This is a genomic window from Candidatus Dadabacteria bacterium, assembly GCA_026708565.1.
In the GTDB taxonomy this organism is placed as follows: Bacteria; Desulfobacterota_D; UBA1144; order Nemesobacterales; family Mycalebacteriaceae; genus Mycalebacterium.
On the sequence record JAPOUR010000005.1, the window covers coordinates 27530 to 48939 of the forward strand.

17 protein-coding genes are annotated in these 21410 nt (G+C 53.8%); 13 read left to right on the forward strand and 4 right to left on the reverse strand.

The window, feature by feature from the left end; genetic code table 11:
* The first annotated feature begins 308 nt into the window (after positions 1-308).
* The 10 genes from OXF42_01210 to OXF42_01255 all read left to right on the forward strand — a co-directional run bounded on the left by OXF42_01210 (position 309) and on the right by OXF42_01255 (position 12523).
* Positions 309-6698 (forward strand): hypothetical protein, encoded by a 6390-nt coding sequence (locus OXF42_01210; GenBank protein MCY4046718.1) that lies wholly within the window; start codon positions 309-311, stop codon positions 6696-6698.
* A gap of 214 nt (positions 6699-6912) precedes the next feature.
* The gene (locus tag OXF42_01215) at positions 6913-7248 is read left to right on the forward strand and encodes an arsenosugar biosynthesis-associated peroxidase-like protein (protein ID MCY4046719.1); all 336 of its coding nucleotides are present in this window, start codon (positions 6913-6915) and stop codon (positions 7246-7248) included.
* 23 nt (positions 7249-7271) lie between these two features.
* Complete coding sequence (gene arsS / locus OXF42_01220) at positions 7272-8279, forward strand: arsenosugar biosynthesis radical SAM protein ArsS (GenBank protein ID MCY4046720.1); 1008 nt, start codon at positions 7272-7274, stop codon at positions 8277-8279.
* A gap of 28 nt (positions 8280-8307) precedes the next feature.
* A complete protein-coding gene (locus OXF42_01225; GenBank protein ID MCY4046721.1) occupies positions 8308-8913 on the forward strand; it encodes a TIGR04282 family arsenosugar biosynthesis glycosyltransferase in 606 nt (201 codons plus the stop codon).
* Positions 8910-9623, forward strand: a complete 714-nt coding sequence (locus tag OXF42_01230) for a cytochrome c biogenesis protein CcdA (protein MCY4046722.1) — start codon at positions 8910-8912, stop codon at positions 9621-9623. Before OXF42_01225 ends, OXF42_01230 begins: the two co-directional genes overlap by 4 nt.
* 68 nt (positions 9624-9691) lie before the next feature.
* Positions 9692-9937, forward strand: coding sequence for a zinc ribbon domain-containing protein (locus OXF42_01235; protein ID MCY4046723.1), 246 nt, complete (start codon positions 9692-9694; stop codon positions 9935-9937).
* An 18-nt stretch (positions 9938-9955) separates the two neighbouring features.
* Positions 9956-11251 (forward strand): malate dehydrogenase, encoded by a 1296-nt coding sequence (locus OXF42_01240; protein ID MCY4046724.1) that lies wholly within the window; start codon positions 9956-9958, stop codon positions 11249-11251.
* Positions 11248-11892, forward strand: coding sequence for an HAD family phosphatase (locus tag OXF42_01245; GenBank protein ID MCY4046725.1), 645 nt, complete (start codon positions 11248-11250; stop codon positions 11890-11892). Before OXF42_01240 ends, OXF42_01245 begins: the two co-directional genes overlap by 4 nt.
* A gap of 32 nt (positions 11893-11924) precedes the next feature.
* Entirely contained in the window at positions 11925-12146 is a 222-nt protein-coding gene (locus OXF42_01250; protein MCY4046726.1) for a type II toxin-antitoxin system HicB family antitoxin, read from the forward strand.
* Complete coding sequence (locus OXF42_01255) at positions 12143-12523, forward strand: hypothetical protein (GenBank protein ID MCY4046727.1); 381 nt, start codon at positions 12143-12145, stop codon at positions 12521-12523. The genes OXF42_01250 and OXF42_01255 overlap by 4 nt, the downstream gene beginning before the upstream one ends.
* Here OXF42_01255 and OXF42_01260 read toward each other — a convergent pair.
* The 4 genes from OXF42_01260 to OXF42_01275 all read right to left on the reverse strand — a co-directional run bounded on the left by OXF42_01260 (position 12498) and on the right by OXF42_01275 (position 17079).
* Positions 12498-12983: an endonuclease NucS gene (locus OXF42_01260; GenBank protein ID MCY4046728.1), complete on the reverse strand. Its 486-nt coding sequence runs from the start codon at positions 12981-12983 to the stop codon at positions 12498-12500. The genes OXF42_01255 and OXF42_01260 overlap by 26 nt on opposite strands.
* A 339-nt stretch (positions 12984-13322) precedes the next feature.
* Positions 13323-14210, reverse strand: coding sequence for an ankyrin repeat domain-containing protein (locus OXF42_01265; protein ID MCY4046729.1), 888 nt, complete (start codon positions 14208-14210; stop codon positions 13323-13325).
* Between the two features lie 170 nt (positions 14211-14380).
* A complete protein-coding gene (locus OXF42_01270) occupies positions 14381-14878 on the reverse strand; it encodes a histidine phosphatase family protein (protein MCY4046730.1) in 498 nt (165 codons plus the stop codon).
* Positions 14875-17079, reverse strand: a complete 2205-nt coding sequence (locus tag OXF42_01275; GenBank protein MCY4046731.1) for a bifunctional alpha,alpha-trehalose-phosphate synthase (UDP-forming)/trehalose-phosphatase — start codon at positions 17077-17079, stop codon at positions 14875-14877. Before OXF42_01275 ends, OXF42_01270 begins: the two co-directional genes overlap by 4 nt.
* 61 nt (positions 17080-17140) lie before the next feature.
* On the opposite strand from OXF42_01275, the gene OXF42_01280 reads away from it, so the two are divergent.
* From OXF42_01280 to OXF42_01290, 3 genes are read left to right on the forward strand one after another with little or no spacing between them, the layout of a single operon-like run.
* Entirely contained in the window at positions 17141-17665 is a 525-nt protein-coding gene (locus tag OXF42_01280) for a TlpA disulfide reductase family protein (protein MCY4046732.1), read from the forward strand.
* Between the two features lie 41 nt (positions 17666-17706).
* Complete coding sequence (locus tag OXF42_01285) at positions 17707-19185, forward strand: NADH-quinone oxidoreductase subunit N (GenBank protein MCY4046733.1); 1479 nt, start codon at positions 17707-17709, stop codon at positions 19183-19185.
* The gene (locus OXF42_01290) at positions 19182-21404 is read left to right on the forward strand and encodes a DNA translocase FtsK 4TM domain-containing protein (protein MCY4046734.1); all 2223 of its coding nucleotides are present in this window, start codon (positions 19182-19184) and stop codon (positions 21402-21404) included. The genes OXF42_01285 and OXF42_01290 overlap by 4 nt, the downstream gene beginning before the upstream one ends.
* Positions 21405-21410: the final 6 nt, after the last annotated feature.

The following is a 21410-nucleotide window of genomic DNA, read 5'->3' on the forward strand; positions in this document are numbered from 1 at the left end:
AGGAAACCAGTCCCTTTCTCCTGTCATTCCTTGCTCTGACAAGGAATCCAGAGGGGGTGGGGTTTTTGCGGTTTCGGGTTTGTAAAAGCGGGATGTGAAATGTTCCGGTGTGAACTTGACAGGTTGACGGGTAGCCGTAAAGTAGTCGCCGTGAACTTGAAGCAGGAAAACGTAGTTTCCTGTCGGGTCTCTGTTACTGATAGAAGACCTTTAGACGGGGAAAAGGTGCAGACCTTCTCTTACTACGTATTTGCAGAAAGTTCACACGGCCCGGCGCCGAGAGCGTCAGACCGAAGGAGAATTGACCAATGAGAAAATCATTCGCACAAACTTTTTTGACGGCGGCTTTTCTGGTTGTCGGGATGGTTTCGCAAGCGGGGGCGTATAAAGCGGGGGAAGGCGCTCACGAAGGCGGGGACAAGACAACAGCGGTCGGAGATAATGCGAATGCGAGCGGTGCAAAATCATCGGCCTTCGGCGAGGATGCGGTTGCCAATGGGACAAAATCCACTGCTATAGGTAGAGGTGCGGGGGCTTATGGCGATTTCTCAACGGCTTTGGGTCAGATTGCGCGGGCAACTCAAGTGGGTTCAACCGCTATAGGTCAGGACGCAAAGGCAACTGGAGCAAGATCAACCGCTATCGGCAGTAGCACAAGAAGCGAGGGTCATTCTTCAATTGCTCTGGGCTATGGGGCAATGGCGACTGGTGTGAGAGCAATCGCCATAGGGAATGGTGTTACTGCCGGAGCAAACCAAATCAGGATAGGCGACTCGTCTATGACCGATGTTGAAATCGGCAATTACGATTTGAGCAAGTTTCAGAACGCCGATGATGTTTCATCTGCAATCAGCACAGGTGTGGCGGACGGCGGAACGATTGACAGGGCGATTGATGATGTAATCAGCACAGGTGTGGCGGACGGCGGAACGATTGACAGGGCGATTGATGATGTAATCAGCACAGGTGTGGCGGACGGCGGAACGATTGACAGGGCGATTGATGATGTAATCAGCACAGGTGTGGCGGACGGCGGAACGATTGACAGGGCGATTGATGATGTAATCAGCACAGGTGTGGCGGACGGCGGAACGATTGACACGGCAATTGACAGTGTGGTTGGCAGGGAGTTGTCGGCATATGGTAGAGGCGCGGGTTCGTTTTCAACCGCACTGGGTTATCAGGCAAGTAGCGTAGGTCGGTATTCCTCGGCAATTGGACATGGAGCGCAGGCAGTCGGGGCGTTTTCAACAGTGGTCGGCTCTCAAGCAAGTGCAAGCCACGAGGGGGCAACGGCTCTAGGTCAGGACGCACAAGCAAACGCAGTGGCTTCTACTGTTGTGGGTCAGGGAGCGAAGGCGCCGGGGGCAAACTCAACGGCTATAGGTCAGGGAGCGGAGGCGGGGAAGATTGATACTGAGATTGTTATTACTGATATTAGAGACGAGTATATCTATACTACTTCCGGTAGCACGGGGTATTGGCATAAAAGCGGCAACACTTTAACTTTTACGCGTACTGATTTAATACCAAGAACAAACGCAACGGCTGTGGGTCAGGAATCAAAAGCGCACGCGGATGACACTGTGGCACTGGGTCATTTGGCAACCGCAAGTGCAACCTCCGCAACCACCGTAGGCGCGAATTCATCGGCAAGTGGTCTTAATTCATCCGCATTCGGTTATGGCACATTGGCGAGCGGAAACGATTCCTCGGCAGTAGGGCAAGGGGCGCAGGCAATCGGGGAGTTTGCAACAGCGGTCGGGCAAGGCGCGAAATCCGCCGAAAGTTCCACGTCCGTAGGTCAGAATGCGGTGGCAATCGGGGCATTTTCAACGGCGGTTGGCCGAAACTCGTTTGCGGGTGACTTTGAAAGTTCTGCATTTGGTTACTTGGCAAATGCGTCAAGAAGAGATGCCGTTGCCGTTGGAGCAAGGGCAACGGCGGGCGGTGAAAGGTCAACCGCCCTCGGCGGGCTTGCCAATGCGGTAGAGTTTTCAACGGCTGTCGGTTACGAAGCAACAAGCGGTATAGGGGCAACGGTCTTAGGGTCAGGCGCAACTGCCGCAACGGGAGCCATAGCAATCGGCAACGGCGTGGAAGCAGGAGCGGGGGAAATTCGGATAGGCAACTCGTCTATATCCGATGTTGAGATTGGCGAATATGATTTGAGCGAGTTTCAGACCGGCGATGATGTTGAAACGGCAATTATCGATGCTGTCGGCAGTCAGTTGCCTTTCACTCATGATGCGTCAGATGGTCTGATTGCCATTGGGGAGAACGCGAGCGTGTTCGGGTTTAATTCCACCGCCGTGGGTATTGGGGCAGAGGCGAGTGATTGGGGGGCTTTATTTACTGTTTCAGGTTCAACAGCTCTGGGTGCTTATGCAACCGCGCGTAGAAGTTCAACGGCTGTGGGTGCTTATGCAACAACAGGTACGAGTGGGGGATCAACAGCTTTGGGCTCTCATGCAAATAGCGCGGGTGGTAGCTCAATTGCTATCGGCCATAGAGCCACTGCTTCTGCATTTACAGCCATTAACATTGGCGGCGCCTCTTTTTTATCAACTTTACTTAATAGGCAATTAGGTGCATCAGCACAAGATGCCATAGCCATTGGCTACTTGTCAGCCGCTTCCGCAAACGGGGCCATTGCCCTCGGTGGCGGGGCGAACGCTACAGGCGTAAACTCCATAGCAATCGGGAAAGATATTGTTGCCGGTGACGGTTCGGACGGTAACGGCGCTATCCGCATTGGCGACCGTAACATCAGTGATGTAACAATCGGCAAATACTCTTTGGGCGATTTAGCGGAAATCCGCAATGCCGCCGAAAAGAACTGGCAGGAAGAAATTGACAGAGCGATCGGCTACACAAGAGAGCCAAGAGGCACAAACGCCGCCGCATTTGGAAACGGCGCGACTGCGCTGGGCAAGTTTTCAACCGCTCTTGGTGTTGACTCAAGAGCGGGCAACTACTCAACCGCAATAGGACAGGCGGCGAATGCGAGCGGTGAAAACTCAACCGCTCTGGGCCATAAAGCAAATGCTACCGGTGTGAGAGCAATCGCCATAGGGGATGGTGTTACTGCCGGAGCAAACCAAATTCGGATAGGCAACTCGTCTATATCCGATGTTGAAATCGGCAAATACGATCTGAGCGAGTTTCAGACCATTAGCCAATCGTTGCCTTTCTTTCAGGATGCGTCAAAGGGTTTGCTTGCTGTTGGGAAGAACGCGAGCGTGTTCGGTTATAACTCCACCGCTGTGGGAATCGGGGCGAGGGCTAATAGCAGTTGGATAGACTGGTATTATGGCACAGAATACCACTATGGCACAACCGCCTTTGGTTATGGCGCAAATGCTGATTCCGGAGGGACGGCTGTCGGTTTTAGGGCAAGTAGCGCGGGTATTCGTTCAACTGCGTTGGGTTTTAAAGCAAGTAGCGCGGGTGGGAATTCAACCGCTCTGGGCTCTAGGACAAGTAGTGCGGGTGATTGGTCAACTGCTCTGGGCTCTAATGCAAGGAGCGCGGGTAGGTATTCAACCGCTCTGGGCTCTAGGGCAAGTAGTGCGGGTGATTGGTCAACTGCTCTGGGCTATATTGCAAGTAGCGCGGGTATTCGTTCAATTGCTCTGGGCTCTAGGACAAGTAGTGCGGGTGATTGGTCAACTGCTCTGGGCTCTAATGCAAGGAGCGCGGGTAGGTATTCAACCGCTCTGGGCTCTTGGGCAGGTAGCGCGGGTGATTATTCAACCGCTCTGGGCTATAGGGCAGGTAGCACGGGTGGGAATTCAACCGCTCTGGGCTATAGGGCAAGTAGCGCGGGTAGGAATTCAACCGCTCTGGGCTATAGGGCAAGTAGCGCGGGTAGGCATTCAACCGCTCTGGGCTATTTTGCACGGAGCGGGGGAGATTCTTCAACCGCTCTGGGCTATAGGGCAAGGAGCGGGGGAGATTATTCAACCGCTCTGGGCTATAGTGCAAGGAGCGAGGGAGATTATTCAACCGCTCTGGGCTATTTTGCACGGAGCGCGGGTGAGTATTCAATATCTATAGGCAGTGCGGGCGCAATTGCGGCGGGCGCAACTGCGCAAGACTCCATAGCAATCGGCTACTATTCAAGCGCGACCGCCCAAGGGGCCATATCTCTCGGTGGCGGTGGCGGACGATATTGGAATTCTGTTTCAAGGTCTTACACATATGGAGGTGCGCACGGGGAAGAATCTGTAGCAATCGGTTATCTGTCAAACGCCGCCGCAAATGGAGCCATAGCCCTCGGTGGCGGAGCGCGTTCCATAGGCGTAAACTCCATAGCAATCGGCAAAGATATGTTTGCCAATGCCGGACAAATCCGTATCGGCTCTAACTCCATAAAGGATGTAACCATCGGCAACTACTCTTTAGGGAGATTTGCTAATGCCGCCGAAAAGAACTGGCAGGAAGAAATTGACAGAGCGGTCGGCTACACAAGAGAGCCAAGAGGCACAAACGCCGCCGCATTTGGAAACGGGGCAACTGCGCGAGGCAAGTTTTCAACCGCTCTTGGTGTTGACTCAAGAGCGGGCAACTACTCAACCGCAATAGGACAGGCGGCGAATGCGAGCGGTGAAAACTCAACCGCTCTGGGCCATAAAGCAAATGCTACCGGTGTGAGAGCAATCGCCATAGGGGATGGTGTTACTGCCGGAGCAAACCAAATTCGGATAGGCAACTCGTCTATATCCGATGTTGAAATCGGCAAATACGATCTGAGCGAGTTTCAGACCATTAGCCAATCGTTGCCTTTCTTTCAGGATGCGAAAAACGGTTCGCTTGCTATCGGTCAGAATGCGAGCGTGTTCGGGTATAACTCCACCGCCGTGGGAATTGGGGCGAGGGCGAATAGCCGTAGTTATTATGACGATAACATAGAAAGAGAAGTGTCTGCTAGTGGAACCGCCTTCGGTTATGGTGCAAATGCGAGTTTCGGGGGAACGGCTATCGGTAGTGAATCTTTTGCGGAAGAAGGGGGAACGGCTATCGGCTTTTCCGCACAAGCTACCGCCGTAAAAGCCATAGCCATCGGTGCGCACAGTGGCTTTCTTACTTTCTACGATGAGAATTTGGGCATACATAGGGCCTCCGGCGCATACGCGGAAGACGCCATAGCCATTGGTTCCTTTTCATACGCTACTGCAAACGGAGCCATCGCCCTCGGCGGCGGGGCGAGCGCCATGGGCATGAACTCCATTGCAATCGGGCGTAATATGTTTGCCAATGCCGGACAAATCCGTATCGGCGATTCCTCAATTGGGGATGTAACTGTTGGCGCGTTCAACCTGAGTGAGTTCTCCGACAAGGAAACGGTCAGCAGTATTAACTCCGCCTTGCTCATGGCAGACGACACCCTCCGGGCGCAAATAGAGGGTGTCAACTCTTCCAGAGGCACTGCTGTCAGAGCCATAATAGAGGAAGAGACAGAGGAAGGGAGAATCATTAACAACGCGATTCATACCGCAATCAATTCCACCGACTTTTCCTTTATACTCCCAAGCGCGACCGGAACGGAGGCAACCACTTTCGGTGAGGGCGGCGCGGACGGGGTCGGCAACAACTCATCAACTTTCGGCTGGGGCGCATACGCAGGACCGGGCGCGGTTAATTCTTCAGCATTCGGCCATTCGGCAAACGCGACCTCGCCGCAATCCGTTGCCATTGGAGCAGGGGCGTCAACCGTGCCTGAAACTAATCTTCCCAACTTTAACTCGGAAGGCGCCATTGCCATTGGCGTGGGGGCGCACGCGGTCGGTTTGGGCGCAATTGCCATTGGACATAATGTGAAGGCCAAAGTGGCAACCAGCGGTGTAGGACAGATTCGCATCGGCAATACCAATCAGTCCGATGTGCAGATAGGGATTTACGATTTGCAGCATTTTGCCAGACGTGTAGGTTATGACCCTGCCACCGCCCACGGAACTTCAAGTCCTCCCCGCCCTCCCGACCCGCCGCGCCCCCCGATTCAAAGCGAGGTTGATGATGCTTCTGTTCAGGGAGCGGAGGCAAGAGCAGAAAGTCCGGTTGCAACGGCTGGCATACAGACAAGTAGCGGCTCAATTAACGGCGGCGATCGCTCCCGCGCAGATGGAACTGAATCAACGGCTCTCGGCTATAACGCATCCGTTACTTTAAGCGGCGGAACGGCTATCGGCGCAAATGCGAGTGTAACAATACGTGGCGGCATTTCCATAGGGGCAGGCGTTAGAACCGAATCAGGCAATTCCATTGTCATAGGCGAGAGAGATGAGACAGGTGTCCGTATCGGGCGATACTCACTTCAAGAAATGGATGACCGCATTGGCACAATCGGCGATGACCCAAACCCCACCGGAAGCGCACACGCCCGTATCAACGACCACGAAACCCGCCTTTCCTCCGTTGAAAGCCGCGTCTCCGGCTTGGTGGATGTAAGCAACCGCTTGAGCAAAGCGGTCGCAATGTCTATGGCCCAAGAGTTCATAGCCGTTGAGAAAGACCGCCGGGCACGTTTCGGCATGACAAGTTCCGCCTATCGGGGCGAGTTCGGCATCGGCGCAAGTGCGGGTGTCCGTCTGAATGATATGATACAATTCCACTTTAGCGGAGCAATGGATTCGGGCTTTGACGAGAAAGCGATCAAAGCGGGCTTTGACATCCAATTCGGAGGCAAACAGCAATAATCCCCCTCCCCCTCTGGATTCCTTGTCGGAGCAAGGAATGACAGAAAAGAGACCGGATTCCGGCAAAACTATCTCCTTATTCAAGGCTACCTTGAATATAAACTGCAATTCCTTCCATATTAAAGGCCACCTTGAACAACACCTTTTGACCACAACCCCCACCCCGCCCCGTTCTGTGTTAAAATAACCCCAAACCCGCGCGGAGGCATTTGCTATGAGTTACTACAAACCCGAAGACCTTAAAAAATTCAACGAGGTCGGAAAATTCGCAAAGAACCTGATGGACAAGTTCTTTGACTACTACAACGCCGCCACCTCCGATGAGGGGGCTTTGACCGCCAGAGAAAAAGCGCTCATCGCCCTTGCGGTGGCGCATTCCAAACAATGCCCCTACTGCATTGACGCCTACACCAACAGATGCATTGAAACCGGCGCGGGCCCCGAAGAAATGACCGAGGCCGTTCATGTCGCCGCCTCAATGGAAGCGGGAGTTAAACTTATCCACGCGGTTCAGATGCAAAATACCCTGAAGGAAAACGGCGCGCTGTAGCCCGCCCTCCCCCCTTTTTTACAATGACGGAACACAACGGCAGCAACGGCGGCGGAAGAAACTTTTCCGCATTTATCAAAGACAGAAACGTCAGCATAACGCCGCGCTCCCTCAAAACCCTTCAGGTTAATGTTACAAAACTCTGCAATCAGGCGTGCGTCCATTGCCACGTTGACGCCTCCCCGAAACGGACCGAGCAGATGGACATCAAAACCATAAACCGCTGCCTTGAAATACTGTCGGATGAAAAAGTGGAAACGCTTGACATTACGGGCGGCGCGCCGGAACTGAATCCGCATTTTGACCACCTCGTCCGGCGGGCGGCGGAAATGGGGAAACACATTATCGTGCGCCACAACCTGACCGTTACCTTTGACGGAAATCCCGTTACCGGGGAAAGCAAGGAATACCTGCCGGAATTTTTCGCCCGGCACGGGGTTGAGGTGGTTTCCTCTCTGCCGCATTACGATGAGTATTTCACAGACAAACAGAGAGGCAGGGGCGTGTTTGAAAAAAGCGTCCGCTCCGCCCTGCTGCTTAACGAACAGGGCTACGGCGGCGAGGGAAGCGGGCTTGTTCTGAATTTCGTCCACAACCCTCCGGGAGAGTATCTTCCGTCCGAACAGACGGGGCTTGAAAAAACATTTAAGGAAAAACTCAAGTCACGGCACGGCATTGAGTTCAACAACCTTTACTGCATAACAAATATGCCGATAAACAGATTCCGGCAGTGGCTGATACGGGAAAACAAATACTCCTCCTACATGGACAAAATCGTGTCCGCGTTCAACCCCTCCGCCGCCGAGGGCGTGATGTGCCGCGACATGATAAGCGTTGACCATAACGGAAACCTTTACGACTGCGATTTCAACCAGATGCTCGGCATGGGCGTCCCGGCGGAAAACGGCGGAGGGGCGACCGTTTTTAATTCCTCGCATGAAAGCATTGTCGGGCGCGATATTAAATTCGGAAGCCACTGTTTCGGCTGCACGGCGGGCGGGGGAAGCAGTTGCGGCGGGCAAACCGCCTGACCACGGGAAACCAGCAACATTGAACACGGTGGCGATTTTTCTCAAGCACCCCACTCCGGGAAAAGTGAAGACGCGGCTGGCAAAGCAACTGGGAAACCGGCGGGCGGCGGCGGTTTATTCCGCCATGGCGAAAGATGTTGTGAAATCGGCGGAGCGCGGAGCGCGGATTTTCTTTGACCCGCCGGAAATGGAAAAAGAAGTAAGGCGGTGGCTCGGCGGCTTTTCGGGGGCTTTCTCTCCGCAGAGCGGGGATTCGCTGGGCGGAAGAATGGCAAACGCCATCGGGCTTTGCCTTCGGGAGGGAAGCGAAAAGGTTGTTGTCATCGGGACGGACTGCCCTGACATTACACCCGCAATTATCGCCGGGGCGTTTGAGCGGCTTGACGGGGCGGATGTGGTTATAGGGCCGTGCGAAGACGGCGGCTATTACCTTATAGGAATGAGGCGGCTTTACCGGGAGTTGTTTTGCGGAATTGAATGGAGTTCAAACTCGGTAACCGCCCGGACGGTTGAAAAAGCGGAGGCGCTTTCCCTTAAGGTGAGCATGCTGCAAACACTGCGCGACATAGATGAAGCGGAAGACCTCGGCGGGCGGTTTGAATCGTATATCCAAAACGGCGGGGAAACGTCATGATTGAAACCGCCTCCCCCGCGTTCACCCTCGCCTTTCTTGCCGGCGCGGCGTCTTTTCTCTCGCCCTGCATATTTCCTCTGGTTCCCGGATACCTGTCCGCGATTGCGGCGGGCAACGCCCGCCCGGTGGGTCCTGCGGTTTTGTTTGTGGCGGGATTTTCCTCAGTATTCTCCCTCATGGGAACTTCGGCGTCCTTCGCCGGGTCTTTTCTTGCGGAATACAGGGAGACCCTTTCTGTTGTTTCCGGCGCTCTGGTGATGATTTTAGGGCTCTTCACTTTGGAGGTCATTAAAATCCCCTTCCTGATGAGGGAGCGGCGGGCGTCCGCCCCCGGCGCGGGAAGAGGGGCGGCCTATGTGTTCATGCTGGGGTGCGCCTTTGCTTTCGGGTGGACGCCGTGCATAGGGCCTATGCTTGCGTCCATACTGTCTTACGCCGCGCTGTCTCCCGAACCGTCCGGGGGGATGCTGCTTCTGCTGACCTATTCGGCGGGGCTCGGCTCGCCGTTTGTGCTTGCCGCCCTGTTCCTCGGAAGGTGGCGGTCTCTCTCGGCGCTTGTGAGCCGCTATCACTCCGTCTATAAGTATGCGGTCGGGGGGATGCTGCTGGCGGCGGGGTTCTTGATGGCGGCGGGGTTGCTGTTTTATGTGAATATCTACGGGCAGAGGTTTTTTGAGTTTCTGGGGCTTGATTTCTGGACGAGGATTTGACGGGATTGCCGCCTGTTGACTAATCCCCCGTCTTTCCATATATTAAGCCGCTGACGGAGAGTCTTCCAATGCCCTGTTACGAATACGAATGCGCGAAGTGCGGAAACAGATTTGAGTTCCTTCACCTCGGCAATGAGGTTGCAAAGTGCGAAAGTTGCGGAACGAAGAAAGTTACAAGACTTCTTTCCTCTTTCGGTTTTGGCTTCAAAGGGTTTGGAGCGAGTTCCGCCGAACCCCCCGCCCCTGTTGAGGCGGCTGAAACGGAAAACGGCACAGACACATGTTGCGGCGGCGGCAGTTGCGGGTGCGGGTAACGGCGAAGGAGAAAAACCATGGCAGAAAAATCGGAACAAAACCTGAAAAAATCCGCGCTTGAGTATCACAGGAAAGAGAGGAAGGGAAAACTTGAGGTTATCCCCTCAAAGCCGTGCGCGACACAGTGGGACCTTTCCCTCGCCTACTCTCCGGGAGTGGCCGAGCCGTGCAAAGAGATAGAAAAAGATCCTGACACCGCTTACGAATACACCAACAAGGGCAACCTTGTGGGCGTGGTTTCCAACGGAACGGCGGTTCTGGGCCTCGGCAGCATAGGGGCGCTTGCGGGCAAGCCGGTAATGGAGGGCAAAGGGGTTCTGTTCAAAAGGTTTGCGGACATTGACGCTTACGACATAAACATAAACTGCTCCGACCCCGACGAGTTTATAAGAATCGTTGAGAGCCTTGAGCCGACTTTCGGCGGCATTAACCTTGAAGACATAAAAGCGCCGGAATGTTTCAAGATAGAGGATGAGTTGAAAGAGAAGATGGACATCCCCGTCTTTCATGATGACCAGCACGGAACGGCGATCATATCCGCCGCCGGGCTTCTCAATGCGTGTGAGTTGACGGGCAGAAACATTGAAGACCTTACTATGGTTTTCAACGGCGCGGGCGCGTCCGCAATCGCTTGCGCGGAGTTGTTTGTCTCTCTCGGCGTGAAGCGGGAAAACATAATAATGTGCGACAGCAGGGGCGTAATCTACGAAGGGCGCAAGGAGGGGCTGAACCCTCAGAAAGAGCGTTTTATCGTAAAGACCAAGCACCGCACTGTTGAAGACGCGATGAAAGGCGCGCAGTGTTTTGTGGGCTTGTCAAACGGCGGAGCGGTAAGTCAGGATATGGTGAGAAGCATGGACGCAAACCCCATTATATTCGCCATGGCGAACCCCGACCCGGAGATTTCATATCCGGATGCAAAAAGCGCGAGAAGTGATGATGTAATCATGGCGACCGGAAGGTCTGACTACCCCAATCAGGTGAACAATGTTCTCGGTTTCCCGTTCATATTCCGGGGCGCTCTTGATGTGAGGGCGCGTTCCATAAACGAGGAGATGAAAATTGCGGCGGTCAGGGCGCTTGCGGCTCTGGCGAAAGAGCCCGTTCCCGACAGTGTTATAAAGGCGTACGGCGGAAGCCCGATAGAGTTTTCTCCCGATTACATAGTGCCCAAGCCGTTTGACCCGCGCGTTCTTCCGTGGGAGTCCGCGGCGGTGGCGCAGGCGGCAATTGAAACCGGCGTTGCAAGAGTGAAGATAGACACGGCGGAATACAAAAAGTCGCTTGAAGACAAGATTCAAGACCAACTTTGAATTTTCAAGCCGTCATCTTTGACATGGACGGGGTGCTCATAGACAGCGAGCCCCTGTGGGAAGAAGCGGAAATAAAACTGCTCAAATCGGAGGGCGTTCGTTACGACCCTCTTTTCAGGGACAAGGTTGTCGGACTGAGCCAGATTGACTCGTCAAAACTGATTATCCGGGAGTTCGGGCTGAACTGCTCCCCCCAAAGTCTGATAGAGCGGAGGATGGAGATCCTTCTCGGCATTTATGAGGAGCGTCTGTCAATGTTTGAGGGCGCAAGGGAGGCGATTGAAAGATTCAGAGGCGGCGGGTTGAAAACCGCTCTTGCGTCCAGTTCGCCCATGAGGGTTATAGCGTATGTGCTTGAAAAGTTTTCGCTTGGGACCCTGTTTGATGCGGTGGTGTCGGGCGATTGTGTGGAAAACGGAAAGCCCGCGCCCGACATTTATTTGCTTGCGGCTGAAAAGATTGACATTGCGCCCCGCTTTTGCGCGGCGGTTGAGGACTCGCCGCGCGGGGTTGAGTCTGCGGCGGATGCCGGGATGTTTTGCGTGGCAATTCCCGACCCGCGCTTGAAAGCGGATGAGTTCGGCAAGTGCGGGGCGGTTTGCGGGAAGATATCGGAGGTTGAGGGTGTGCTTGGGTTTTGACATACGCAATGCGCCTTGTGATAATTGAAGGTATGAGCAAGCAATCCCATTACAAAGCGATAATCAAACAGGACGGCGACTGGTGGATAGGCTGGATACAGGAAATTTCCGGCGTGAACTGTCAGGAGGCGACCCGCGAGGAACTTATAGAGACGCTGAGAGTTTCCCTGTCTGAAATGCTTGAGTTGAACCGCTCTCAGGCGGTCAGCAGTGCGGGCGGCGGAAGTTTTGAAGAAGTTGAAATAGTGGTGTGAAACGGCGGAAAGCCGAGAAAGAAAAATCAACAAAGTGTGAAAAGATCTCAAGGAGGAAAAGTTCTTTGAATAAAGAGTATACAGAATTGATCGAAAAACTAAAATCGCTTAAAAGATACGAAGGAAAGCGTGGTGAATCTAATCCTACAAGAAAGTTATATAGGGAGCATCTGGAGATGAAAAAAGCCCTCAAAGATACAATGATGAAAGAAGGACTTCACAAAGGTACTGTTAAACACTTTATGTTGGAACAGATTAAAAAAGAATATGGCATGTCTTGTGAGGACATAAAGAAAGAAAAGAAGAATAATGAATCTACTAAAGATGCTATAATACGTCTCTTCTTATCTCTCACTCAACCCTCTCCAAGTGAATAACCTTGTAGTTGATTTTGTATTTATAAAAGTCAATGTTAGGCACAACCGACAAAGCTCGTTTGATTTTCTTGTTTGTCTTTGAGGCTACTATTGCTCCCCTGACTTCCTGACCCTTCTTTGCCAGTTTCTCTTTCACAAACCCCATATACCTTTGGCATTGCCCGATAACCGTATCGGAAGTCCCGCCCCGTTTCAGTTCAATCACAAGAAAGGTCTTTTTGTCTTTGCTAATGGCAAGGATGTCAATCTTCCCTCCCGTGTCCGTAGGGTATTGCTTGCCGGTTCGCCCTTTCTTGTCTCTGTATATGTCAAAGTTTTCAGCAAAGACAGTGTGCTTCCAGTTCTTCACAAGGAAGTTTTCCATCTGTGACTCTTTCGGGAAATGGACTCTGTGAGCCTCTGCGGGTGTGGCGGAGAGGAGACAGAGGAAGAGAACAATGGCTGTCAGTTTTTTCTTCATGATGCAGACCCTACCATTCTATTCCATAATTAAGTATCGTAAAAGACTTGTGGTTCTGTTTCATAACCACATTAATATGAAATATCATTTTTTTTGTCTGTGAATACATTCGCAAACTGCCTTTTATACAAGATTGTCCCTTGCATTCTATCTTTTGATACTTTGTATATAAAAGCATATAAGTAATCTGATCTGCTACTTCTTCCAGACTTTCACTATATCTCACAAGCAATTCTGCTTCGAAGCATGCGGGGTAAATATAGGTATAGGTGTTATCATAAATAGGATCTTGAACAAGAATAGAGTAGCATGTTTGTCCGTATTTTTCTTTTTCTAAAATCATGGTTGAAGCAACCTTGTGATTTCGTAAAAATCAGGATGGTCTTTATGCGCCGCTTGCCATGCATCAAAAGCCGTAACTCCGTCGACACTTGCCCGTTTATCTGCTCCCGCTTTCAGCAATGCCTGTATTGCTTCGGTTTGGCCATGAATTGCCGCAATCATCAGAGCCGTGAGTCCATAATTCTCCCTTGCCTCTATATTAACCCCTGCTTTAAGCAATGTCTGTATTGCTTCTATGTGCCCGCCGCCGAACAACGCTGCCATCAGAACCGTTGCGCCTAAATGATTTTTTGCCTCTATATCCGCTCCCGCTTTCAGCAATACTTGTATTGCTTCGGTTTGGCCATGAAATGCCGCCTGCCTTAGAGCCGTCCCGCCGCTTATACTCTCTCTTGCCTCTATATCCGCTCCCGCTTTCAGCAATGCCTGTATTGCTTCGGTTTGGCCGCCACCTGTCGCAAGCATTAAAGCCGTCAAATCGCTTTCACTCTCTCTTGCTTCTATATCTGCTCCCGCTTTCAGCAATGCCTGTATTGCTTCGGTTTGGCCGCCACCTGTCGCAAGCATTAAAGCCGTCAAATCGCTTTCACTCTCTCTTGCTTCTATATCTGCTCCCGCTTTTAGCAACTCTCTTACTGCTTCTGTCTGCCCGAGGATCGCCGCAATCATCAGAGCCGTCCAGCCATCGTTATCCTTTGCCTCTATGTCCGCACCCGCTTTTAGTAACTCTCGTATTGCTTTAGAGTTTCCGTCCCTCGCCGCAAACATTAGAGGTGTCCAACCTCTCTCATTCACCTCGGTTTGCGACCCATAAAGACCCGCATAGTAAGCCGCACCCATTAAAACGACAACCGCTATGGCAAACCCGTAAAATGCTCTGTTCATCTCTCAATCCTTCCCGTCATCGGTTTGTTGGACGGCGAAACCCTAACGGCAATCTCCCCGTTTTGTCAACGGCACATCTCCCCATCCCCTCTGGATTCCGTGCGGAGCACGGAATGACGGGGAAAGCAATACTGCTTCTCCCCCATCCCTCTGCCTCTAACCGCCAAACATCAACCCGATTTATCCCGCCCCGGAAAATCAAACTCAACCACCCTTCCCTCTCCCGCCGAAACCCCGCTCCATTTTTCCGAACCCGTTTCTATATGAACAACCCCGCAAGTCGGCATTTCTATCTCCGCTCCCGCAAGAAGGTTCGCAACCCCGCTTACCGCAAAATTGTGACAGAAAACCGCAACAGTGGAAAACCCGTCATCAACAGACCGGACGGCGGACAAAAGCCTTTCAACATCAAAGGTGTAAAACCCTTCATCCCTTACAATATCCTCAACCGAAACCCCCACCTCCCCCGCAACAATTCTCGCCGTTTCATAAGCCCTTTTCGCAACACTTGAATAAAAGGCGTCAAAATTAACCCTTCCTGCTTTAAGCCGTTTCCCCATCTCCGCCGCCTCCGCCTTTCCCCTGTCCGAAAGCGGACGTTTCGAATCATCCGCAACCCCCGACTTCCTTCCGCTGTGGGCGTGCCTTATCAGAAAAAGCGTTTTCACTTAACCCTCGCCAACCGATGCACAAACTGCCGCGCCTCTGTGACCGAAGGCGTATAAAACCTCGCCCTGCTCGGTCGCCCGTGCCCGACCTTGATTGAATAAGCATAAGACGGAAGCGCCGAAAACATATCCTCATCCGTAACATCATCCCCCATTGCAATCGCGCAATCCCACCCGCCGCCTGAAAACCACGGGAGAACACCCGCGCCCTTGTTGACCGACAAATCCCCCACCTCAACAATCTTGTTTCCCTGCGTTACCCTGACATTGAGATTTTGCACCATTCCGGCGAGCGCCTCGTTAATCTCCCCCACCCTCACAACCGCAAGCGCGGGGTCAACCTTTCTGTAATGCCACACAAGAGAATAGTTTTTTTCCTCCACAAACGAGCCGGGAGTTCTGTCGGAAAATATCTCAAGCACGGACAAAACCTCTTTTTTCCAACCCGGCGTTTCGGGAGAAGTGCGCCGCCATTTCCCCCCGTCTCTTATCCACGCGCCATGCTCGGCAATGATGCAGTTGCTCACTTTCCCAAGCCAGCGGGAGAGGGTTTTTCTGTCTCTGCCGCTCACTATCACAAGTTTGATTTTCGGATTCGCGGCAACGGCTCGCAGACTTTTTAATATCTCATCATCGGGCTTTGCGTCTTCGGGGTTCTCCCTGAAAGAAACAAGCGTGCCGTCATAGTCCAGCAACACTATGGACTTTTTGCCCCTTCTTACCTTTCCGATGATTTCATCCGCCGCCCGCTTTGACAAAATCCTTGAAGACATGGCGGACTGCATGCGCCTTGTCTGCCGCAGTTTGTCCAGAAAATCGCGCGTCCACTTGGCAAGGTCGTATCTGACAAGCCGCCGCCTCATCGCCTCCATTCGCTGCTTGCGCTCCGCTGTGGGCGTCTCCAGAGCCGCGCGAAGCGCCCCCGCCGTGGCGGAAAAGTCATTCGGGTTGACTATGAACGCCTCTCCAAGCTCCCTTGAAGTGCCCGCCATCTCGCTCAAAATAAGCGCCCCCCGCCCGTCCGGGCGTGAAGCGACATACTCTTTTGCAATCAGATTCATCCCGTCCCGGACGGGGGTTATGAAAAGAACATCCGCAAGCGCGTAAAGGGAAACCATCTCCCGGAAACTGAAAGAGCGGTAAAGGTATTTAATCGGCTCCCAGTTCATTGTTCCCCACTTGCCGTTGATTTCACTCACCATCCGCTCAATTTCTGAGCGCAGAGTTTTGTAACTCTCAACATCGGAGCGCGAAGGGACTGCGACAAGCAGAAGAACCGCCCTGCCCCGCCAGTTCGGGTTTTCCTTTAAGAACAAGTCAAACGCCTCAAGCCGCCTGTCTATGCCCTTTGTGTAATCCAGCCGGTCAATGGAAAGAATTACGCGGCAGTTCGGGGAAAAAAGGCGCGACTTTTTCCTGATGCTGTTTTTCACGGACTCCAGTTTGAGGGCGGAGGAAAACTTTTTCACATCCACGCCCATGGGGAACATGTCCGCTTTGACAAGGCGGGAGCCGACATTGAAAACGCCCATTGAGTTTTCAATTCTCTTGATTCGCCTCACGCTCTCTGAAAAATGCCGCACATAGTCAAAGGTGTGAAAGCCCACAAGGTCCGCCCCTAACATGCCGTCAAGGATTTCCGCCGCGCCCGGAAGCATTCTGAAAATTTCGGAGGAAGGGAAAGGTATGTGAAGAAAGAACCCGATCTCGGCATCGGGAAGCCGCTCCCTCAAAAGCGAGGGAAGAAGCATCAGGTGGTAGTCGTGAACCCATATTGTGTCATTCCCGTCCGCCACTTCAAGAACGGCTTTTGCAAACTTTTTGTTCACCTTCCGGTATGCGTTAAAAAAGTGTTTGTCATATTCGGCAATCTGAGGGAAGTAGTGAAAGAGCGGCCAGAGGGTTGAGTTGCAAAAGCCGTTGTAGTAACCCTCGGTCTCCGCATCATCCAGAAAAACGGGATGAAGGCCGGGCCCAAGCAGCCGCTTTATCTCTTGCGTCCGCCCGGGGCTCATTCCGGAAGACGAAACGCCGGGCCAGCCCACCCACACGGCGTCTGCGCCGAAGTTCGCGCCGCCGATGCCCGTGGCAACCCCGCCTATGTTGCGCTTGAGGGAAACTCCCCCCGCGCCGGTGTTCGCCGCGCCAACCTTTGCGGAGAGGGGCGGGCGGTTTGAGACTGTGATTATTTTTCCTGCCATTTTTCCGGCGCTCTGGCAATATCCGGGCGGATAATGTAATACTATACGCGAAGCGGGCGGTATGAGAACAGTAACGCGAGTCATCAGCGCGGCGCTCATCGCCGTTGTCGCAGTCTTAATTGTTTACTCTTTTGAAAGGCGTCTCTCCGGACAGCGCGGAGACTGGCCGGACTCTCCCCTGATTGGCAAGCCCGCGCCCGGCTTGCGGCTGACCCTGTTTGACGGAAAAAAGTTTGACATTGCCGGTGCGCCGGGGCGGCCTGTGGTGCTGAACTTCTGGGCGTCATGGTGTCTTCCGTGCGCTCAGGAGGCGGAAGAACTCAACAGGGCGCAAAGGGCGTACGGAAAAGATGCCGTCATTATGGGCGTCAATGTTATGGATGACAGGGAAGCCGCGCTTGAGTTCATCGCGAGGCACGGCGTTGAATACCCGAACGGCTACGACCCGGACAAAGCCGTCCACATTGATTACGGTGTCGCGGGCGTTCCGGAAACCTTTTTCATCTCTCCCGACGGCAGGATAGTGAGCAAGATATCGGGTCCCGTAACCTTTGCCGAAATATCATCGGGACTGAGGCAAAATTGACACCGCCCGCTTTGCCGTAAAAAATTGTCCCGTCCTGTGTTATGAACCTTGCCCAGCTTACAGCAAACGCCTCTCTGATAGCCCCGGAGATTGCGCTGTGCATTGCGGGACTTGTCCTCGCCGTTGCCGCGCCCGTATTGAAAACCGTCTCTGAACAGAGGCGCGGGACGATCTTCTGCGCCGTTGCGCTTATCGGGTTTGCCATCGCCTTTGTTCTCAACGCGGACAGGTTCGGCGGCGCGGAGAGCGCGTTTTCCGGCACTCTTTACCTTGATGATTTCTCCGCTTTTTTCAACTCCATATTTCTTGCAAGCGCGGCGGCGGCGTCCCTTTTTGCCGCCTCTTACATAAGAGAATCCGAGCGGCTTGGAGAGTTTCTCGCCCTTGTCTCGCTGTGTGTGCCGGGGATGATGCTGATGGCCGAATCGGTTGAGTTCGTGTCGCTTTTCGTTTCGTTTGAAGTGGTTTCAATCTGCGCCTACGCCCTTGCCGGATTTTCGTCCCGAACCGTTGCCCCCGCCGAGGCGGGGATTAAGTATCTGGTTACGGGAGGGTTTTCCTCCGCCGTTATGCTTCTGGGCATCGCGCTGCTTTACGGCGGGACGGGAAGTCTGGAATTCGGCGTCATATCGGGCGCGTTTGAAGCCTCGCCGTCAAATCCGATGTTGCTTGCGGGCGCGGCTCTTGTGTTTACGGGCTTCATATTCAAGGCGGGCGCCGCCCCCCTTCATCAGTGGATTCCCGATGTTTACCACGGCGCGCCCATGCCTGCGACCGCTTTTATGTCCGTGGGCGTCAAGGTGGCAGCGATTGCGGTTCTGGCAAGGTTTGTCGTGGAAATAGGGTCAGCCGGGCAGTGGGCGCTTCCGGTGATAGTCAGCGCGGTTGCCGCGGTAACCATGCTTGCCGGAAACATATCGGCCATAGCGCAGAGCAATGTGAAGAGAATGCTCGCATATTCAAGCGTCGCCCATGTGGGGTATGTTCTGGTCGGTGTCGCCGCCTATTTGTCCGGGGACGACCCGGCGGGGCTTTCCGGCGTTTTCTATTACTCTTACGCCTATGCGGCGGTCAGCCTCGGCGCGTTCGGGTTGCTGTCCGTTCTTGGAAGAGACGGAAACGAATACCAGACTTTCGGCGACATATCAGGGCTGTGGCGGACAAAACCCGCCGCCGCATTGGCTCTTGCGGTGTTTATGTTTGCGCTCGCGGGAGTTCCTCCGACCATAGGTTTTTTTGCAAAATACCGGGTCTTCCTTCCGGCGGCGCAGGAGGGATTGCACTTTCTGGTGGTGTTTGCCCTTGTCAACAGCGTGGTCTCCGCCTACTACTATTTGAAGGTTGCGGTGTTCGCGTTTATGAAGCCGGTGTCAAAACAGCAGACCGCCGGATGGAAAGCGGGGCTCGGAGCGCGCGCGGCGGTCGCCTTATTGTGCGTTGTAACCCTGCTGCTGGGGATTGCGCCGTTTGACACGGCGGGGCTTGCCGAATCCGCCGCGCGGGCGCTGACTTTACGATGAGCAACAAAAAAGGAGGATTTAAAAAAGAGGCGGCGGCTGTCGGCGTCTTTCTGCTCGGAGCAATAACGGCGGCGGGGCTTGTTGCGGGCGGCTCGCTTTCGCCGTTCGGCGGAGGCGCGGTCGGATGGGTTGGCAAAACAGTATCGGGGACGCTGTCTTCCGCATTCGGGGTCGCCTCCCTGCTGATTCCCGCCGGGTGCGCCTACCTGTGCGTCCGCCTTGTATTTTTCAGCGTGAAGGGAAAGGCGCTTCTGAAAGACGCCGCCGCCGCCATAGGGCTTCTGGCGTCAACCGCGCTTTTGTCCGGTCTGGCTCTTGAGGGGGTTTTGGTAAACCACCTCACTCAGGACGGCGCGGGCGGGAAACTGGGACGGGAGATTCTACGCTTCACAGTGGATACGGTTGGTGTGTTCGGCTCTTATGTGGTCGGGCTTTCCGTTGTTTCCGTGTGCCTTGTGTTTCTTGCAAGAACCAGCCTGCGGACGGTTCTGTCATCAGGTTTTAACGCCGTTGCAAAAACATTGAGCGTGTCTCTGAAAGCCGTCGTTTCCGTTCTTTTGCGCCTGTCGGAAATGCTGCGGAGCGCGGCAGTGTTTGCCGCCGGTCTGGTGAAAAAGTTCCGCGCAAAAACCCCGCCCTCCCCGCCGGTAATCAAGGAAGAAAAACAACCCGCGCCCGTTGTCCCCTCCGGCGAAGAAAAGGCGGCGGAAGCCCCGAAACTGGTCATCAAAAAACAGGATAAGAAAAATCCCAAACCGGCGGAAAAAGACCCCGCCCCCCGGCCTGAAGGGCGCAGTTTTGCCCTTCCTCCCATAAACCTGCTGGAAAGGCCGGAAGGCGGAAAAACGGAGATTGACAAGGAAAGCGCCTACGGGAGCGCGCGCCTGATTGAGGAAAAACTCCAGAGTTTCGGCGTTTCGGGAAAAGTAACGGAGATCAGGCCCGGCCCCGTTATCACCATGTTTGAATACAAGCCCGCCTCCGGGGTCAAGGTGAGCAAGATCGCCTCGCTTGAAGATGACCTTGCGATGAACCTCAGCGCGAGCAGCATAAGAATCATATCCCCCATTCCGGGCAGGGATGTGGTGGGCATTGAAGTCCCCAACAACCGGCGGGAGAAGGTATGCCTGAGGGAAATTATAGAAAACCCCGAATTTGCGGCAAATAAATCGCTTCTTACCATAGCGGTCGGCAAAGACATATCCGGCGCGCCCTATTACACCGACCTTGCCGCCGCCCCTCACCTGATGATAGCGGGAACGACCGGGTCGGGCAAAAGCGTGCTTCTGAACTCGCTGCTCGCAAGCCTGTTTTACAAAACGGGGCCGGACAGGCTGCGCCTCCTTATGATAGACCCGAAAATGCTTGAGTTTGCCATTTATGAAGACATCCCCCACCTGCTCCACCCCATTGTTACAGAGCCGAGAAAAGCAATCGCCGCCCTCAAGTGGGCGGTCGCCGAGATGGAGGGCAGGTACAAGGTTCTTTCCCAAAAAGGCGTGAGAAACATAGATTCATACAACTCCGCAATAGAGCGGGATGAGGGTCCCGGCTCGCCGCAAATTATGCCCTACATTGTAATTCTGATAGACGAACTTGCGGATTTGATAATGTCCGCCGCGTCCGACACGCGGGACTGCATTATCAGGATAGCGCAGAAGGCGCGCGCGGCGGGAATACACCTTGTTGTTGCCACTCAGCGCCCGTCCGCGGATGTGGTTTCGGGACTTTTGAAAGCGAACATTCCGGCAAGAATCTCGTTTCTGGTCTCATCAAAGGTGGACTCAAGGATTATCCTTGACGCTCAGGGAGCGGAAAGTCTGTTAGGCAAGGGAGACATGCTTTATCTCAAGCCCGGAACCGGCGCGCTGGAGAGAATTCAGGGCGCGCTGATAACGGACGAGGAGCGGGAGAGAATTGTTGATTTTCTCAAATCACAGGGCGAGCCCGCGTTTGACAGCGCGGTTGCGGACGCCATCAACAAACCTGAGGGCGAGCAGGGTGATTCCAGCACTGAGGAGCGGGACGAGATGTATGAGCAGGCGCTTGAAATAGTCACCGAAGCGGGGCAGGTGTCAATATCAATGCTTCAGCGGCGGCTTAAGATTGGCTACAACCGCGCGGCGACCATTGTTGAACAGATGGAGCGCGAGGGGATTGTGGGAGAGCCGCAGGGAGCGGGAAAACCGAGAGAGGTTATTTCGCCGAGCGAGGGGTAATGTATG

What these genes read in the sequence shown, in the direction of transcription:
- OXF42_01260 (MCY4046728.1), bottom strand. Translation starts at nt 12,983, where the DNA reads ATGAAGAAAAAACTGACAGCCATTGTTCTCTTCCTCTGTCTCCTCTCC.
- OXF42_01210 (MCY4046718.1), top strand. Translation starts at nt 309, where the DNA reads ATGAGAAAATCATTCGCACAAACTTTTTTGACGGCGGCTTTTCTGGTT.
- OXF42_01290 (MCY4046734.1), top strand. Translation starts at nt 19,182, where the DNA reads ATGAGCAACAAAAAAGGAGGATTTAAAAAAGAGGCGGCGGCTGTCGGC.
- OXF42_01265 (MCY4046729.1), bottom strand. Translation starts at nt 14,210, where the DNA reads ATGAACAGAGCATTTTACGGGTTTGCCATAGCGGTTGTCGTTTTAATG.
- OXF42_01250 (MCY4046726.1), top strand. Translation starts at nt 11,925, where the DNA reads ATGAGCAAGCAATCCCATTACAAAGCGATAATCAAACAGGACGGCGAC.
- OXF42_01275 (MCY4046731.1), bottom strand. Translation starts at nt 17,079, where the DNA reads ATGGCAGGAAAAATAATCACAGTCTCAAACCGCCCGCCCCTCTCCGCA.
- OXF42_01215 (MCY4046719.1), top strand. Translation starts at nt 6,913, where the DNA reads ATGAGTTACTACAAACCCGAAGACCTTAAAAAATTCAACGAGGTCGGA.
- OXF42_01235 (MCY4046723.1), top strand. Translation starts at nt 9,692, where the DNA reads ATGCCCTGTTACGAATACGAATGCGCGAAGTGCGGAAACAGATTTGAG.
- OXF42_01280 (MCY4046732.1), top strand. Translation starts at nt 17,141, where the DNA reads ATGAGAACAGTAACGCGAGTCATCAGCGCGGCGCTCATCGCCGTTGTC.
- OXF42_01230 (MCY4046722.1), top strand. Translation starts at nt 8,910, where the DNA reads ATGATTGAAACCGCCTCCCCCGCGTTCACCCTCGCCTTTCTTGCCGGC.
- OXF42_01240 (MCY4046724.1), top strand. Translation starts at nt 9,956, where the DNA reads ATGGCAGAAAAATCGGAACAAAACCTGAAAAAATCCGCGCTTGAGTAT.
- arsS (MCY4046720.1), top strand. Translation starts at nt 7,272, where the DNA reads ATGACGGAACACAACGGCAGCAACGGCGGCGGAAGAAACTTTTCCGCA.
- OXF42_01285 (MCY4046733.1), top strand. Translation starts at nt 17,707, where the DNA reads ATGAACCTTGCCCAGCTTACAGCAAACGCCTCTCTGATAGCCCCGGAG.